Annotated in this window: 14 protein-coding genes; 6 read left to right on the forward strand and 8 right to left on the reverse strand. The window is 57.6% G+C overall.

The window, feature by feature from the left end; all coding sequences use genetic code 11:
- Positions 1–6 precede the first annotated feature (6 nt).
- The 3 genes from DBR46_RS16400 to mnmG are packed head-to-tail and all read right to left on the reverse strand — an operon-like array spanning position 7 to position 3,356.
- On the reverse strand, positions 7–804 hold the full coding sequence (locus tag DBR46_RS16400) for a ParA family protein (protein WP_017736233.1): 798 nt from the start codon (positions 802–804) through the stop codon (positions 7–9).
- 18 nt (positions 805–822) lie between these two features.
- Positions 823–1,467: a 16S rRNA (guanine(527)-N(7))-methyltransferase RsmG gene (gene rsmG, locus DBR46_RS16405; protein ID WP_071494728.1), complete on the reverse strand. Its 645-nt coding sequence runs from the start codon at positions 1,465–1,467 to the stop codon at positions 823–825.
- Positions 1,464–3,356 (reverse strand): tRNA uridine-5-carboxymethylaminomethyl(34) synthesis enzyme MnmG, encoded by a 1,893-nt coding sequence (mnmG, locus tag DBR46_RS16410; RefSeq protein ID WP_026136734.1) that lies wholly within the window; start codon positions 3,354–3,356, stop codon positions 1,464–1,466. Before mnmG ends, rsmG begins: the two co-directional genes overlap by 4 nt.
- Before the next feature lie 563 nt (positions 3,357–3,919).
- Here mnmG and DBR46_RS16415 point away from each other — a divergent pair.
- From DBR46_RS16415 to DBR46_RS16425, 3 genes are all read left to right on the forward strand, one after another.
- Positions 3,920–4,426 carry a sigma-70 family RNA polymerase sigma factor gene (locus tag DBR46_RS16415; RefSeq protein WP_124527021.1) on the forward strand — a complete coding sequence of 169 codons (507 nt, stop codon included), beginning with the start codon at positions 3,920–3,922 and terminating at the stop codon, positions 4,424–4,426.
- Entirely contained in the window at positions 4,426–5,370 is a 945-nt protein-coding gene (locus tag DBR46_RS16420; protein WP_124527022.1) for a FecR domain-containing protein, read from the forward strand. The genes DBR46_RS16415 and DBR46_RS16420 overlap by 1 nt, the downstream gene beginning before the upstream one ends.
- 90 nt (positions 5,371–5,460) lie before the next feature.
- On the forward strand, positions 5,461–7,887 hold the full coding sequence (locus tag DBR46_RS16425; RefSeq protein ID WP_124527023.1) for a TonB-dependent siderophore receptor: 2,427 nt from the start codon (positions 5,461–5,463) through the stop codon (positions 7,885–7,887).
- A gap of 19 nt (positions 7,888–7,906) precedes the next feature.
- Here DBR46_RS16425 and mnmE read toward each other — a convergent pair whose 3' ends face one another.
- From mnmE to rpmH, 5 genes are all read right to left on the reverse strand, one after another.
- Complete coding sequence (mnmE, locus tag DBR46_RS16430) at positions 7,907–9,277, reverse strand: tRNA uridine-5-carboxymethylaminomethyl(34) synthesis GTPase MnmE (RefSeq protein WP_124527024.1); 1,371 nt, start codon at positions 9,275–9,277, stop codon at positions 7,907–7,909.
- 79 nt (positions 9,278–9,356) lie between these two features.
- Positions 9,357–11,060, reverse strand: a complete 1,704-nt coding sequence (gene yidC / locus DBR46_RS16435) for a membrane protein insertase YidC (protein WP_124527025.1) — start codon at positions 11,058–11,060, stop codon at positions 9,357–9,359.
- Positions 11,061–11,062: 2 nt separating this feature from the next.
- Entirely contained in the window at positions 11,063–11,308 is a 246-nt protein-coding gene (gene yidD, locus DBR46_RS16440; protein ID WP_080752880.1) for a membrane protein insertion efficiency factor YidD, read from the reverse strand.
- Complete coding sequence (rnpA, locus tag DBR46_RS16445) at positions 11,301–11,705, reverse strand: ribonuclease P protein component (protein WP_207040237.1); 405 nt, start codon at positions 11,703–11,705, stop codon at positions 11,301–11,303. Before rnpA ends, yidD begins: the two co-directional genes overlap by 8 nt.
- A gap of 16 nt (positions 11,706–11,721) precedes the next feature.
- Positions 11,722–11,856: a 50S ribosomal protein L34 gene (gene rpmH / locus DBR46_RS16450; RefSeq protein WP_003213577.1), complete on the reverse strand. Its 135-nt coding sequence runs from the start codon at positions 11,854–11,856 to the stop codon at positions 11,722–11,724.
- Positions 11,857–12,442: 586 nt separating this feature from the next.
- Between rpmH and dnaA the strand changes: the two genes are divergently transcribed.
- The 3 genes from dnaA to recF are packed head-to-tail and all read left to right on the forward strand — an operon-like array spanning position 12,443 to position 16,210.
- On the forward strand, positions 12,443–13,954 hold the full coding sequence (gene dnaA / locus DBR46_RS16455) for a chromosomal replication initiator protein DnaA (protein ID WP_124527027.1): 1,512 nt from the start codon (positions 12,443–12,445) through the stop codon (positions 13,952–13,954).
- Between the two features lie 38 nt (positions 13,955–13,992).
- Positions 13,993–15,096: a DNA polymerase III subunit beta gene (gene dnaN / locus DBR46_RS16460; RefSeq protein WP_017736244.1), complete on the forward strand. Its 1,104-nt coding sequence runs from the start codon at positions 13,993–13,995 to the stop codon at positions 15,094–15,096.
- Positions 15,097–15,106: 10 nt separating this feature from the next.
- Complete coding sequence (recF, locus tag DBR46_RS16465; RefSeq protein ID WP_124527028.1) at positions 15,107–16,210, forward strand: DNA replication/repair protein RecF; 1,104 nt, start codon at positions 15,107–15,109, stop codon at positions 16,208–16,210.

Raw genomic sequence — 16,210 nt, forward strand, 5'->3', positions numbered from 1 at the left:
GATTCCTTAAGTTGGCTGGGCTGCAGCGGTGCGTGAGTTGCGGCGTTGACGGCGAACCATCTCGCCAGCCAGGGCCAGGTAGGCAATGGCGCCACGCGAGGATTTGTCGTACGCCAGCGCGGGCATGCCGTAGCTTGGCGCTTCGGCCAGACGGATGTTGCGCGGTATCACGGTGTCGTAGAGCTGGTCGCCAAAGTGTTCCTTGAGCTGTGCCGACACGTCGTTCATCAGGCTCAGGCGCGGATCGAACATGGTCCGCAACAGGCCTTCGATCTGCAGGTTCGGGTTGAGCAGCTCGGCGATGCGCTTGATGTTATCCACAAGGTCGCTCAAACCTTCCAGCGCGTAGTACTCGCACTGCATGGGGATAATCACCCCATCGGCCGCCACCAACGCATTCAGCGTGAGCATCGACAGCGACGGCGGGCAGTCGATCAAAATGTAATCGTAGTTCTCGCGGATCGGTGCCAAGGCGCTGCGCAGACGGCTTTCTTTCATCTGCATTTCCAGCAGCACCACTTCCGCCGCGGTCAAATCGCGGTTGGCCGGCAGCAGTTGGTAACCACCGTGCTCGGAGAAGTGCATGGCCTGGGCCAGGTCGCACTCGCCGATGAGCAAGTCGTAGACCGAGTTTTCCAGGCCGTGTTTATCCACACCGCTACCCATGGTGGCGTTGCCCTGTGGATCGAGATCGATCAACAGCACCCGGCGCTTGGTAGCCACCAGGGATGCTGCGAGGTTGATGCAGGTGGTGGTTTTGCCCACGCCACCTTTCTGGTTCGCTATCGCGAATACCTTAGCCATTCTTGCTTGTGTTCCCAATCATGCCGTGCGGCGCAGTATCAGCAGATGGCGTTGGCCTTGGCAACCGGGTACGGCCAAGGCGTGTTCGCTATCGAGGTGGAAGTCTGCCGGCAATGCTAACAGCTCGTCGCTTGGATGGACGCCCTTCATTGCCAGCCAGCGGGTGTCACGGTCGCCGAGGTGGCGAGTCCAGTTGCTGAAGTTCTCCATGCTGCTGAAGGCCCGGGAAACAATTCCGTTGAAGGGCTGTTCAGGCGTGAAGGCTTCGACGCGACTGTGGATAACTTGCAGGTTATCCAACTTGAGTTCGAGTTTGACCTGGGTCAGGAAGCGGGTTTTCTTGCCGTTGCTGTCCAGGCAGGTCACTTGCGACTCGGGAAACAGGATGGCCAATGGAATGCCAGGCATGCCGCCGCCACTGCCGACGTCGAGCCAGCGACCGTTTTCGATAAACGGCATCACGCTCAAGCTGTCGAGCAAGTGGCGTGAAACCATTTCGTCTGGATCACGCACGGCGGTCAGGTTGTAGGCCTTGTTCCATTTGATCAACAGGGCCAGGTAACCCAGCAGCAATTCGTGCTGGGCCGGGGTCAGGTCGACGCCCAACTGGCGCGCACCTGTGGATAACTCTTCGGCGTGTTGCGAGGTGACCAACGAACTCAAGCGCTTTGCTCCAACTGACGGCCCGCGCCGCGTTTTTTCAAATGAATCATCAACAGCGAAATGGCTGCCGGGGTGACGCCGGGGATACGTGAAGCCTGGCCCAGGGTTTCTGGCCGAGTTATCCCCAGCTTGCTTTGAATTTCTTTCGACAACCCGGAAATCCCGGTGTAATCGATATCCACAGGCAGCTTGGTGTCTTCACTGGCGCGCAGGCGAGCGATCTCATCCTGCTGGCGATCGATGTAACCGGCGTACTTGGTCTTGATCTCGACCTGTTCGGCGACCTGTGGGTCTTCTGCGCCACCGCCGGTCACTTCGACCAGACCAGCGTAGTCGATTTCCGGGCGCGACAGCAGGTTGAGCAAGTTGTACTCGTGGGTCAGCGGCGTGCCGAATTTCTCGGCAATCGCATCGCCCTGCTCGGTGCCCGGGCGAACCCAGGTGCTTTTCAGGCGTTGCTCTTCCAGGGTGATGCTTTCGCGTTTCTTGCAGAAGGCTTCCCAACGCGCGTCATCGACCAAGCCCAGCTCGCGACCTTTTTCGGTCAAGCGCAGGTCGGCGTTGTCTTCGCGCAGGATCAGACGGTATTCCGCCCGGGAAGTGAACATCCGGTACGGTTCCTGGGTACCCAGGGTAATCAGGTCATCCACCAACACGCCGATGTACGCTTCGTCGCGACGCGGGCACCAGCTGTCTTTGCCCTGTGCACGCAGTGCGGCGTTGGTCCCGGCCAGCAAACCTTGGGCGCCGGCTTCTTCGTAACCGGTGGTGCCGTTGATTTGGCCGGCGAAGAACAAACCGCCGATCACTTTGGTTTCCAGGCTGTACTTCAGGTCACGCGGATCAAAATAGTCGTACTCGATGGCGTAGCCCGGACGCACGATGTGCGCGTTTTCCATGCCACGAATCGATTGCACGATCTGGATTTGCACGTCGAACGGCAGGGAAGTGGAAATGCCGTTCGGGTACAGCTCATGGGTAGTCAAGCCTTCGGGCTCGATAAAGACCTGGTGGCTTTCCTTGTCGGCAAAGCGGTGGATCTTGTCTTCGATCGACGGGCAATAACGCGGGCCAATACCTTCGATTACCCCGGAATACATCGGCGAACGGTCGAGGTTCGCGGCAATGATTTCGTGGGTACGCGCGTTCGTGTGGGTAATCCAGCAGCTCACCTGTTTCGGGTGCTGCTCTTTGGAACCCATGAACGACATCACCGGAATCGGTGTATCACCGGCTTGTTCGGTCATGACCGAGAAATCCACAGAACGCCCGTCGATACGCGGCGGGGTCCCGGTTTTCAGGCGACCGACGCGCAGCGGCAATTCACGCAGGCGTTTTGCCAGGGCAATCGACGGCGGATCACCGGCGCGACCGCCGGAATAGTTCTGCATACCTATGTGGATAAGTCCGCCGAGGAACGTACCGGTGGTCAACACCACGGATTCTGCGAAGAAACGCAGGCCCATCTGAGTGACAACACCGCGTACCTGGTCTTGCTCGACGATCAGGTCATCCGCAGCTTGTTGAAATATCCACAGGTTCGGTTGGTTTTCCAGGGTTTCGCGTACAGCCGCCTTGTACAGGATGCGGTCGGCTTGTGCCCGAGTGGCACGCACGGCCGGGCCTTTACGGCTGTTCAGCACGCGAAATTGAATACCACCCTTGTCGGTAGCCATGGCCATCACGCCGCCAAGGGCGTCGATTTCTTTAACCAAATGGCTTTTGCCGATCCCACCAATGGCGGGGTTGCAACTCATTGCACCGAGGGTTTCCACGTTGTGCGTGAGCAACAGGGTTTTTACGCCCATGCGTGCTGACGCCAGTGCTGCCTCGGTACCGGCATGACCGCCGCCGATGACGATCACTTCAAAACGGGAAGGGAAATCCACCACGCACCTCGTGCCTGCTTATGTAGGTAATCAGGAATTGTCTGTTGAAAGGGTTTTGGAGCTTTGGCGGCAAGTATAGGGACTTAGCCCTTCCTAAAGAACCCTTTGCACAAAATTTAACCAGCTGTGGATGAATCACAGACAATAGAAATTAAAAGAGAGAAATTTATTAAATCTTTGTTTTTATGTTTATTTCTACTGAGCCTACTTTCTGTGGATAGATCTCTACAGGCCTTTATTTACGTTGTGTACAGCGATTCAAAAGTCTGTGGTCATGTGCCAATGAGGGCCTTGGATAAGTGCTTTAAGCCTGTGGATTAAACAGGTGGTTATCCACAGACGGGTTTATCTTCAGTTTTCAAGCCCTGTTATCAACTGGGCACAGGGGCGGTTATTCACAGGGCTTAATCCACAGAAATCGATGAATCGCTGGGTATTTCGGGCGTAACGAAGCCGCCGTAATCTTTCGATTCGCAGCTGGGCACGTAAAAGAGAGACCTATTGTGAGAAAACCGCAGTGCAGTTAATAATAGCGATTATCATTAACCTGCCTGTCGCGCCCTATGTCCCCTCCTTCACACACGGCCGCCGTCCAGCACATCTACGAACAGCACCATTCGTGGCTGCAGGGATGGCTCAAAGGCAAATTGCATGACGCTTGCGATGCGGCCGACGTAGCACACGATACGTTTGTGCGAATCCTGGCCGGGCGCCATGCTGCGCAGATCATGGAACCGCGTGACTATCTGGCGACCATTGCCAGAGGCCTGGTGATCGACCGTTATCGTCGGCATGCCGTCGAACAGGCTTATAAGCAAACCCTGGCCGAGCGCCCTGACGCCACAGCCATCAGTGAAGAAGACAAGGCAATCATCATCGAAACCCTGGTGGCTGTGGATAAAGCACTGTCTGGCCTGGGGGAGCGAGCGCGGCGGATTTTCATGCTGTCGCAGATCGACGGGCTGACTTATCAACAAATCGCCGATCAACTGCAGGTTTCCCTGACCACCGTGAAAAAACACATGGTCCGCGCGCTGACCGAGTGCGCGTTGATCATGGCCAGCCTCTGATGGCAGCGCCTGACCGCAAGACCTTCGAGGCGGCTGCCAGCTGGTATGTGCAGTTTCAGTCACAACCGCCAACACCTGCCGAACGATACGCCTGGCAACAATGGCTCAATGGCGATCCGTCTCATCAAGCGGCGTGGAACCAGATGGAACAATTGCAGCGCAGTCTTGGTGCCCTGCCCCAGGACGTTACCCGCCGAGCCTTGTCGACCACGCAACAACGCCGGGAGGTGCTCAAGTGGATGCTGGCACTCGGCGGCGCTGGGTATCTCGGTTGGAATGTTCAGCAACACACGCCCCTGGGCAACGTATGGGCCGACTACCGCACTGCTGTAGGACAGCGGCGGCGTATCGAACTGGCCGATGGAACGCAGATTGACCTCAATACCGGCACCGCCATCGATGTCGCGTTCGATGGACGCCAGCGCCTGATTCGTCTGCGCGAAGGTGAAGTACTTATCCACACCGGTAAATTGGGTGGCCAAACGCCCTTTTATGTCGACACTCGCCAAGGCCGGGTCCAGGCATTGGGTACGCGGTTCAGCGTACGCCAACTGGCGGATTCCACCCGGGTCGGTGTGTTGGAGGACACGGTAAGCGTGTCGCCAGGTGATCAGCCTTCACACCGCCGTGTGCTCGTCGCCGGCGAAAGTGCTGACTTCGATCGGCAGAACGTCGGACCGGATCAACAGTATTTTCGTACTCAAGCTGCTTGGGTTGATGGCCAGTTGATCGTTTTGGACGCCCGCCTTGGTGACGTCATCGACGAACTGGCCCGTTACCGCCCCGGCACCCTCCAGTGCGACCGGGCTTCGCAGCGCCTGCGCGTGTCCGGCACGTTTCGCCTGGATTCCACCGATGCCGTGCTGGCCAACCTGCAGGCGACGCTGCCGATCCAGGTGAAATACTTCACCCGCTATTGGGTGTCGGTGCAGCGAATCGGCTGACAAAAAAATAGTCCACAAGGGGGTTATCTTTTTTCTACCTGGCGCGGCCCTACAGGTAATTACGACGCAACCTTCAGGGCTTCCTCACACATGCGCCTTCCTAACCAGCTTCGCCAGCGACTCTCCTGCCACGGCATTACGTACGGTCTACTGTTGAGCGCCGCCACTGCCGTCGGGGTGTTCCTGCCTTCCAGTGCGATGGCTGCGCACTACAGCATTGCCGCCGGCCCGCTGGACAGCGCCTTGAGCCAATTCGCCGCCAGGGCCAATATCATTCTGTCTTTTTCCCCACAGCAAACCGCACGATTGCGCACTCCGGGGTTGGTTGGGGATTACTCGGTAGAGCAGGGTTTCGCACAGCTACTGCGTGAATCTGGCCTACAAGCCGTCGTCCAGGCGCCGGGCAGTTATGTATTACAAGCCGCACCCACCGGGGAATTGACGTTGGCCCCGACCACCATCAGTACTTATCAACAGGCTGGTTTCACTCAAGAGATCGCCGGGGACGTCGGCTACAAGGCACAAAACAGTCGGGTCGGCACCAAGACCAGTACGCCTTTGTCGGAAACCCCGCGTTCGGTATCAGTAGTCACCGGACAGCGCATCAAGGACCAGAAGTCCCAGACCCTGACCGAAGTGCTCGGTTATGTGCCCGGTATCTTCGCACCGCCGTTCGCTGCCGGTGATGGTCTGGCGGGTGACCTGTTTTTCATTCGCGGTTTCAACGCCACCGATTACGGCTACGGATTGCTGCGCGATGGCCTACGCGTACAAGGCAATCGGTACGACACTACCAGCGAGCCCTATGGCCTGGAACGGGTCGAGATCTTCCGTGGCCCGTCGTCCCTGCTTTATGGCGAAAACGCTCCCGGCGGCCTGGTGAACCTGGTGAGCAAGCACCCAACCGCTGCGCCACAGGGCGAGGTGCAACTGGGTTATGGCTCGAATAACCGTCGCCAACTGGGTGTGGATATCTCCGGCCCGCTCACGGATGCCGGCAATATCCTGGGTCGCGTGGTGATGCTTGGCCGCAAGTCTGAGACCCAAACGGACCATGTCCCGGATGACCGCCTCTACATCGCGCCGTCCCTGACCCTGAATTTCGACGATTACAACACCCTGACGCTGTTGGCCAACTACCAGAAAGACCACACCAACCTGGAGCTTGGCTTACCCGCCGCGGGCACTTTGCTGACCAACCCGAATGGCAAGTTATCCAAGCACACCATGCTCGGTGATCCGGACTGGAACACCTTTGAGCGGGAAGCCTGGAGCACCGGCTACGAGTTCAGTCACAGCTTCAACGACGAATGGCAGTTCCGCCAGAACTCGCGTTACATGCAGTCACGCATCAACCGTCATGAGACCTGGCCGGGCGACCTGAACAACCAAGGCTTCGGCACTCAGCTGAACATGAACGCCTACGACCGCTACAACAAGTCGATGGTGTACTCCCTGGATAACCAACTGGAAGGAAAATTCCAGCTGGGCGAACTGGAAAACACTGTGCTGTTCGGCGCGAGCTACGACCGGACCTCGTTCAACCAGGATTGGGACGCTGGTTTCGCCGGAACCATCAATGTGTATAACCCGGTTTACCTGCGCGAACCGACCACACCGCTCGCTATCCAAAACACCCTGCTGGAACAGCAGATGAAAGGGGTTTATGCACAGATCCAGAGTAAGTATGACCACTGGTTGTTCTTGCTTGGCGGTCGTCAGGATTGGGTAGACAGTGACTTCCGCGACAAGGTGAAGCCTTCGACCGACTCCAGCACCACGGAACAGAAGTTCACCTACCAAGGTGGCGTGATGTACCAATTCGACAACGGCCTGACGCCGTATGTCAGCTACTCCACCGCATTTGTGCCGGTGCAGCAGATCTCGGTGACAGGCTCACCGCTCAAGCCGATCACCAGTCGTCAATACGAAGTGGGTTTGAAGTACGAGCCGATTGGCTGGGACACGGCGATGACACTGTCGGTGTATGACTTGCGCAAGGAGGACGATACCTACCTCGATTCCACGACCAACACGTACCGCCAAGTGGGCGAGAGTCGCGCCAAAGGTGCGGAAGTCGAGATCAACAGCAACCTCACGCCGAACCTGAATGTGACGGCGGCTTACACCTATACCGACGCTCGGATAACCAAGGATACGGTCGGTTCCCTGGTAGAAGGCCGGCAGATGACGGGAGTTCCCCGCAACCAGGCGTCGATCTGGGGCAAATACCGCATGCTCGATGGCCCACTCAAGGGGCTGTCTTTTGGCGGCGGCGTGCGTTACTTCGACAGCGCGTTTTCCTACAGCAAGCCGAGCTTGTACGGCAAGCTCGACCCTGGAAGCGTCACATTGGTGGATGCGGTTGTGGGTTATCAGATCGACCCGCACTGGTCGCTGGACCTGAACGCCAAGAACCTGTTCGACAAAGAATATGTGTCAGGGTGCAACGATGCGGGGCGTTGCTACTGGGGCGACAGCCGTACCTTGCTGGGTACGGTGTCGTATAACTGGTAAAGCGCTGTGGATAACTCGGCTATTTGCCGATGCAGAAACTGGAAAAGATCCGCCCCAACAAATCATCAGAGCTAAATGCCCCGGTGATTTCCCCCAACAGCTGCTGCGCCTGGCGTAAATCTTCGGCCAGCAGCTCTCCTGCGCCCGCCAAGGTCAGCTGTGCCCGACCATGTTCCAGCGCCGCGCTGGCATGGCGCAGCGCCTCCAGGTGCCTGCGGCGCGCACTGAAGCTGCTTTCCGAGGTCTGCTCGTAGCCCATGCAGGCCTTGAGATGGTCGCGAAGCAGTTCCAGGCCATCACCCGCTGACTTGGCGCTCAGGCTGATGGTGACGTGGCCATCCTCGCTGGTTTCCATGGCAATCGCCTCGCCCGTCAGGTCAGCCTTGTTACGGATTAACGTGACTTTGGCCGGGTCTGGCCGCTGTTCGAGGAATTCCGGCCACAGGGCAAAGGGGTCCACTGCCTCAGGCGCGGTGGCATCCACCACCAGCAACACGCGATCGGCCTCACTGATGGCCTTGAGCGCCCGTTCCACGCCGATTTTCTCGACCTGGTCATCCGTATCACGCAAACCGGCGGTGTCGACCACATGCAGCGGCATGCCATCGATGTGGATATGTTCGCGCAGGATATCCCGCGTCGTGCCGGCAATCTCAGTGACGATCGCCGCTTCGCGCCCTGCCAGGGCGTTGAGCAGGCTGGATTTGCCGGCATTGGGGCGCCCGGCGATCACCACGGTCATGCCATCACGCAGCAAGGCACCCTGCCCGGCTTCGCGCAGCACTGTGGATAATTCCTCGCGGACTTTATCCAGCATCGCCAGCACGTGGCCATCGGCGAGGAAGTCGATTTCCTCTTCGGGAAAATCAATCGCCGCCTCGACATAGATGCGCAAGCTGATCAGTTGCTCGGTCAAGTTATGCACACGCAGGGAAAACGCGCCCTGCAACGAGCGCAACGCATTACGCGCAGCCTGTGCAGAACTGGCCTCGATCAAGTCGGCAATCGCTTCGGCCTGGGCCAGGTCGAGCTTGTCGTTGAGAAACGCGCGCTCGCTGAATTCCCCCGGCCGCGCCAGGCGGCAGCCCAATTGCAGGCAGCGTTGCAGCAACATATCCAGGACGACCGGGCCACCGTGGCCCTGCAATTCCAGGACATCTTCACCGGTAAACGAATTTGGCCCTGGGAAATAAAGGGCCAGGCCTTCGTCCAACACGCTTTTGTCAGCATCCAGGAAGGGGCCGTAATGTGCGTACCGCGGTTTCAACTCCCGCCCGCTGATGGCCTGGGCAGCCACACCGGCAAGCGGCCCGGAAATACGCACAATACCGACACCGCCGCGACCTTGAGCGGTAGCGACAGCAGCGATGGTTTCACGAGGAGCACTCATCAGCAGGTTCCAGAACAAAAGTGACGGAAAGCAAAACGCCCCACTAGGGGGCGTCTTGAGTGGTTACCCACAGAGTAAATTACGCTTCGGCTTTTTTGGTAGCCGCTTCGATTTTACGTGTGATGTACCACTGTTGAGAGATCGACAACACGTTGTTGACTACCCAGTACAGCACCAGACCAGCTGGGAACCACAGGAAGAAGAAGGTGAAGATGATTGGCATCATTTTCATTACCTTGGCCTGCATCGGATCCGGCGGAGTCGGGTTCAGACGCTGCTGGATAAACATGGTCGCGCCCATGATGATCGGCAGAATAAAGAACGGGTCTTTGATCGACAGGTCAGTAATCCACAGGATGAACGGCGCCTGGCGCATTTCCACGCTTTCCAGGAGAACCCAGTAAAGCGACAGGAATACTGGCATCTGTACCAGAATCGGCAAGCATCCACCCAGCGGGTTGATCTTCTCTTTCTTGTACAGCTCCATCATGGCCTGCGACATTTTCTGCCGGTCGTCACCATGTTGCTCTTTCAACGCTGCCAGTTTCGGCGCCACGGCACGCATGCGCGCCATCGACTTGTAGCTGGCTGCCGACAGAGGGAAGAAGATCCCTTTGATCAGCATGGTCAAGAAGATGATCGAGAAGCCCCAGTTACCGACGATGCTGTGGATATGTTGCAGCAGCCAGAAAATCGGCTGGGCAATGAACCACAGAATGCCGTAGTCCACAGTCAGTTCCAGACCTGGGGACAACTCTTTGAGCACAGCCTGGCTTTTCGGGCCGGCGTACAGAGTGGCGCTGGTTTCAGCCTTGGCACCTGGTGCGACGGTCAACGCCGGGCCAGTGTAGCCAATGATGTAGTTGCCTTTGGTGTCCTTGCGCGCCGCAACCAGGTTGTTCTGGCCAGGCTGAGGAATCCACGCGGTCACGAAGTAGTGTTGCAACCAAGCAACCCAGCCGCCGTTCACGTTGTAGGTGATCGGTGCCTTTTGTTTGTCTTCGGCAACCTTGTCGATATCTTTCATCGACACTTTTTTGTACGGCTCCGAACTTGTCCACAGGGCAGCGCCCAGGTAAGTCGCGGTGCCAGTAGCGGTGCTGGACGACGGATCGGAGCTGGCATCACGCTTGAGCTGGGCAAACATTGCGCCAGTCCAAGGCTGCGCGCTCTGGTTGTCGATCAAGTAGGTGACAACGATGTCGTACAGACCGCGTTTCAGAGTGAAACGCTTGATGTAGTTGACGCCATCCTTGCTGAACTTAAGGTCGACGACCAACTGGTCCTGGCCATCGGCCAGCTGATAACTCTTCTTCTCCGAGGAGAAAACCGGACGACCGGTAGGGCTCGCATCAGGGCCGTTGGTGCCGATCAAGCCACTTTGAGCCTGATAAACACGTTCGCCACCGTTATCGAACAACTGGAATGGAATTTCCGGGTGATCCTGACGACGCGGGTACAGAGGAAGTGTCAGTTTGGCGACATCGCCACCTTGCGGGTCGATAGCCAGGTCCAATACATCCGTTTTTACCTGGATGAGGTCTGTGCTGGCGGCAACTGGTACTTCGGCGGGTGCGTTTGTTTCGCCCGCTGCGCGTGGAATGTCATCACTGGCGGCAGTGTTGGTGCCACTCACTGTATCGGGAAGCCCCGCTGGAACAGCATTGGCAGCAACATTCTGAGTCGGCAGGGCAGCTTGGCCGTAGTCCTGGTTCCAATTAAGGACCATGACGTAGGACACGATTGCCAGGGCGACGATCAGGATCGTGCGTTTAATATCCATGATTACTCGGCCATCGAAGAAGAACGGGAGGTAGGGATAGGCGGAACCGGGTCATAACCACCGGGATTCCACGGATGACAGCGACCTAAACGACGAAAGGTCAGCCAGCCACCGCGCAGAAGACCATGATTTTCTATGGCCTCTAACGCGTAGCAGGAACAACTGGGGTAGAAACGACAGTGGTTGGCCATCAGGGGACTAATGGCATAGCGGTAAAACTGGATCGGAACGATTGCCAGTTTACGCATCAGGACTGTCTACCCCTACAGTTTCGGTGCTGACTGCTGGTGCTGGCTTGTTGGTACGCGCCAAACGTTTCCAGAGCTTGCCGAAATGCTGAATCAATTCGGGGTTTTCTACGTCCCCCAAGCCTTTGCGCGCGACGATAACAATATCCCAACCAACCAGAGTGTCCTGGTGGAGGCGAAACGATTCGCGCATCAGACGCTTGAGGCGATTGCGCTCAACGGAGAGCTTTACGCTCTTCTTGCCGATCACCAACCCGAGACGGGGGTGATCCAGATCGTTGTTACGCGCAAGGAGCAGGAGATTTTTCCCCGGAACCTTGCCGGTGGGGGAGTCAAAGACTGCCTTGAAGTGCCGGGGGGTTAGCAGACGCTTTTCCCGACTGAAGTCCTGACTCACCACAGGTACCGGATTATCAAACTGCCAGACGTGCACGACCTTTGGCGCGACGACGCGACAGGACAGCACGGCCGTTCTTGGTAGCCATGCGAGCACGGAAACCGTGGGTGCGGGCGCGTTTGATGGTGCTTGGTTGGAAAGTACGTTTCATGGCGTTGTTACCTGGTTCGTCCACAACGGGCCGGAATGGCCCCCGTTTTAAGAGACCGGCGATTCTAGAGAAAGCAAGCCTCTAGGTCAATTTCCAACCAGCTTTTCCTTCAATTAGATCTCTATAGGGCAAAGCGTCCTTTTCTATCCGCTCGGCTTTCACGGGTAATGCCATAGATATAAAAATAAAGAAGGAAGTTATTTAAAGCTTTTCTGTAAAGCTTATAAAAGCTAGGGCGGCGATCATCTGTGGATAACTGCCTTGAGGCCATATTCCACCTGATGTACAGAGAATGACAACACGGGGGAGAAACTGGGCTCTGCCTGTGCTGCACTGTCGGATAAGCTGTGGGTGGAATGGGTTGTTATCCACAGGCCAGTTACCCACAGACTTTCGCCCCCACTTGTACAACGACCTTAGGTGCGCTTATCCACAGAGCTTATGCACAGACCATTGGTCGCTTTTTTTGTGGTTAACGCGTTGATTTTGGCTGCCTTGTGCGCAACCTACATGTGGATAAGTGGGCAGCGCGCCGCTACAATGGCGGCTGTTTTTGCCTCACCGGCTTTCAACTTAGGGGATATCCGTGTCAGTGGAACTTTGGCAGCAGTGCGTGGAGCTTTTGCGCGAGGAGCTGCCTGCCCAGCAATTCAACACCTGGATCCGTCCACTACAAGTCGAAGCCGAAGGCGACGAGTTGCGTGTCTACGCACCCAATCGGTTTGTTCTCGACTGGGTCAACGAGAAGTACCTGAGCCGCGTTCTCGAGTTGCTCGACGAACACGGTAACGGCGTCGCGCCCGTGCTCTCCTTATTAATAGGTAGCAAACGCAGCTCCGCCCCTCGTGCTGCGCCGAATGCGCCGCTGGCGGCTGCCGCTTCGCAAGCCCAGGTCGCGACTGCACCGGCTGCGCCGGCTCCAGCCCCCGCGCCATCCAAGTCCTCCGCGCAAAAAAGCGCGCCTGAGAACGAGGAACCGTCACGCGACAGCTTCGATCCGATGGCTGGCGCCAGCTCCCAGCAAGCACCGGTTCGCGCCGAACAGCGCACCGTGCAAGTCGAAGGCGCGCTCAAGCACACCAGCTACCTGAATCGTACCTTTACCTTTGAGAACTTTGTCGAAGGTAAATCCAACCAGCTGGCCCGCGCCGCTGCCTGGCAGGTCGCCGACAACCCCAAGCATGGTTACAACCCGCTCTTCCTTTATGGTGGCGTTGGCTTGGGTAAGACCCACTTGATGCACGCTGTGGGTAACCACCTATTAAAGAAGAACCCGAATGCCAAGGTCGTGTACCTGCACTCGGAGCGCTTCGTGGCTGACATGGTCAAGGCCTTGCAGCTGAACGCCATCAACGAGTTCAAACGGTTCTACCGTTCCGTTGATGCCTTGCTGATCGATGACATTCAATTCTTCGCGCGCAAGGAACGTTCCCAGGAAGAGTTCTTCCACACCTTCAACGCCCTGCTCGAAGGCGGCCAACAGGTCATCTTGACCAGTGACCGCTACCCGAAGGAAATCGAAGGCCTGGAAGAGCGCTTGAAGTCGCGCTTCGGCTGGGGCCTGACCGTTGCGGTAGAGCCGCCGGAACTGGAAACCCGCGTCGCGATCCTGATGAAAAAGGCTGACCAGGCGAAGGTCGACCTGCCCCACGACGCTGCCTTCTTTATCGCCCAGCGCATTCGTTCCAACGTGCGCGAGCTGGAAGGCGCACTCAAGCGGGTCATCGCCCACTCGCACTTCATGGGCCGCGATATCACCATCGAGCTTATTCGCGAATCCCTGAAAGACCTGCTGGCGCTGCAAGATAAACTGGTGAGTGTGGATAACATTCAGCGCACGGTTGCCGAATACTACAAAATCAAGATTTCCGACCTGCTCTCCAAGCGCCGTTCGCGCTCGGTGGCACGTCCACGGCAAGTGGCCATGGCGCTCTCCAAAGAGTTGACCAACCACAGCCTGCCGGAAATCGGCGATGTGTTTGGTGGCCGCGATCACACCACCGTGTTGCACGCGTGCCGCAAGATTAACGAACTCAAGGAATCCGACGCGGATATTCGCGAGGACTACAAGAACCTGCTGCGTACACTGACAACGTGATGACACCAGCGCAGCTTATTAAGGCAAGGGACTAGACCATGCATTTCACCATTCAACGCGAAGCCCTGTTGAAACCCCTGCAACTGGTCGCAGGCGTCGTCGAGCGCCGACAGACCTTGCCGGTGCTTTCCAACGTATTGCTGGTGGTCGAAGGCCAGCAATTGTCCCTGACCGGTACCGACCTGGAAGTCGAACTGGTCGGTCGTGTGCAGTTGGAAGAGCCCGCCGAACCTGGCGAGATCACCGTGCCGGCGCGCAAGCTGATGGATATCTGCAAAAGCCTGCCGAACGACGCGCTGATCGATATCAAGGTTGATGACGCCAAGCTGGTGGTCAAGGCCGGCCGTAGCCGTTTTACCCTGTCCACCCTGCCAGCCAATGACTTCCCAACCGTGGAAGAAGGCCCGGGCTCGCTGACCTGCAGCCTGGAGCAGAGCAAGCTGCGTCGTTTGATCGAACGCACCAGCTTCGCCATGGCGCAACAGGATGTGCGTTACTACCTCAACGGCATGCTGCTGGAAGTGTCTGAAGGCATCATCCGCGCCGTGGCCACCGACGGTCACCGCCTGGCCATGTGCTCCATGAAAGCCGATATCGGCCAACCGGACCGTCACCAGGTGATCGTGCCGCGCAAAGGTATCCTCGAACTGGCGCGCCTGCTCACCGAGCCGGACGGCAATGTCAGCATCGTCTTGGGCCAACACCACATCCGCGCCACCACCGGCGAGTTCACCTTCACCTCCAAGCTGGTTGACGGCAAGTTCCCGGATTACGAGCGCGTACTGCCCAAGGGCGGCGACAAGCTGGTGATCGGCGACCGTCAGGCCTTGCGTGAAGCATTCAGCCGTACGGCGATTCTGTCCAACGAGAAGTACCGGGGTATTCGTCTGCAACTGGCCAACGGTCAGCTGAAAATCCAGGCCAACAACCCGGAGCAGGAAGAAGCGGAAGAAGAAGTGGGCGTTGACTACAACGGCGGCTCCCTCGAAATCGGCTTCAACGTGAGCTACTTGCTCGACGTGCTGGGTGTGATGACCACCGAACAGGTTCGCCTGATTCTGTCGGACTCCAACAGCAGCGCCCTCGTGCAGGAATCTGACAACGACGACTCGGCTTACGTTGTTATGCCGATGCGCCTGTAATAGAAGCTAGATGTCCCTTAGTCGCGTCTCGGTCACCGCGGTGCGCAATCTGCACCCGGTGACCTTCTCCCCCTCCCCCCGCATCAATATCCTCTACGGCGCCAACGGCAGTGGCAAAACCAGCGTGCTGGAAGCCATCCATTTGTTGGGGCTTGCCCGTTCCTTCCGCAGTGCCCGCTTGTTACCGGTTATCCAGTACGAACAATTGGCGTGCACGGTATTCGGCCAAGTCGAACTGGCGGAAGGCGGCAACAGTGCCTTGGGGATATCCCGTGATCGCGGTGGTGAGTTCCTGATCCGCATTGACGGCCAAAACGCACGTAGTGCGGCCCAGTTGGCGGAAATTCTGCCACTGCAACTGATCAACCCCGACAGCTTTCGCCTGTTGGAAGGTGCGCCAAAAATCCGCAGACAGTTCCTCGATTGGGGAGTGTTCCACGTGGAACCGCGATTCATGGCCACTTGGCAGCGCCTGCAGAAGGCCCTGCGGCAGCGGAACTCGTGGCTGCGGCATGGTACACTTGACGCCGCTTCGCAAGCGGCCTGGGACCGGGAACTGTGCCTGGCCAGCGACGAAATAGATGAATACCGCCGCGCTTATATCAAAGCCTTGAAACCAGTCTTTGAGCAGACTTTGAGCGAGTTGTTGGATCTCGAAGGGCTGACACTGAGCTACTACCGTGGCTGGGACAAAGAGCGTGAACTGAGTGCAGTGCTCGCGACGTCCTTGCAGCGGGACCAGCAAATTGGCCATACCCAGGCCGGCCCCCAACGGGCTGATCTGCGCCTTAGATTAGGCGCACATAATGCCGCGGATATCTTGTCCCGTGGCCAGCAGAAGTTGGTGGTGTGCGCGCTGCGTATCGCCCAGGGCCATTTGGTTAGCCAGGCCCGACGCGGTCAGTGTATTTATCTGGTGGATGACTTGCCGTCCGAACTCGACGAGCAACATCGCCGCGCGTTATGCCGCTTGTTGGAAGACTTACGCTGCCAGGTGTTTATCACCTGTGTAGACCACGAATTATTGAGGGAAGGCTGGCAGACGGAAACGCCAGTCGCTTTGTTCCACGTGGAACAGGGCCGTATCACCCAGACCCACGACCATCGGGAGTGA

The organism is Pseudomonas sp. KBW05 (assembly GCF_003852405.1).
Classification (GTDB): Bacteria; Pseudomonadota; Gammaproteobacteria; order Pseudomonadales; family Pseudomonadaceae; genus Aquipseudomonas.

Bases quoted from the DNA above. Each gene is read 5' to 3' on its own strand.
- DBR46_RS16400 (WP_017736233.1), bottom strand. From the start codon at position 804: ATGGCTAAGGTATTCGCGATAGCGAACCAGAAAGGTGGCGTGGGCAAA.
- DBR46_RS16415 (WP_124527021.1), top strand. From the start codon at position 3,920: ATGTCCCCTCCTTCACACACGGCCGCCGTCCAGCACATCTACGAACAG.
- DBR46_RS16420 (WP_124527022.1), top strand. From the start codon at position 4,426: ATGGCAGCGCCTGACCGCAAGACCTTCGAGGCGGCTGCCAGCTGGTAT.
- DBR46_RS16425 (WP_124527023.1), top strand. From the start codon at position 5,461: ATGCGCCTTCCTAACCAGCTTCGCCAGCGACTCTCCTGCCACGGCATT.
- mnmE (WP_124527024.1), bottom strand. From the start codon at position 9,277: ATGAGTGCTCCTCGTGAAACCATCGCTGCTGTCGCTACCGCTCAAGGT.
- yidC (WP_124527025.1), bottom strand. From the start codon at position 11,060: ATGGATATTAAACGCACGATCCTGATCGTCGCCCTGGCAATCGTGTCC.
- yidD (WP_080752880.1), bottom strand. From the start codon at position 11,308: ATGCGTAAACTGGCAATCGTTCCGATCCAGTTTTACCGCTATGCCATT.
- rpmH (WP_003213577.1), bottom strand. From the start codon at position 11,856: ATGAAACGTACTTTCCAACCAAGCACCATCAAACGCGCCCGCACCCAC.
- dnaN (WP_017736244.1), top strand. From the start codon at position 13,993: ATGCATTTCACCATTCAACGCGAAGCCCTGTTGAAACCCCTGCAACTG.
- recF (WP_124527028.1), top strand. From the start codon at position 15,107: ATGTCCCTTAGTCGCGTCTCGGTCACCGCGGTGCGCAATCTGCACCCG.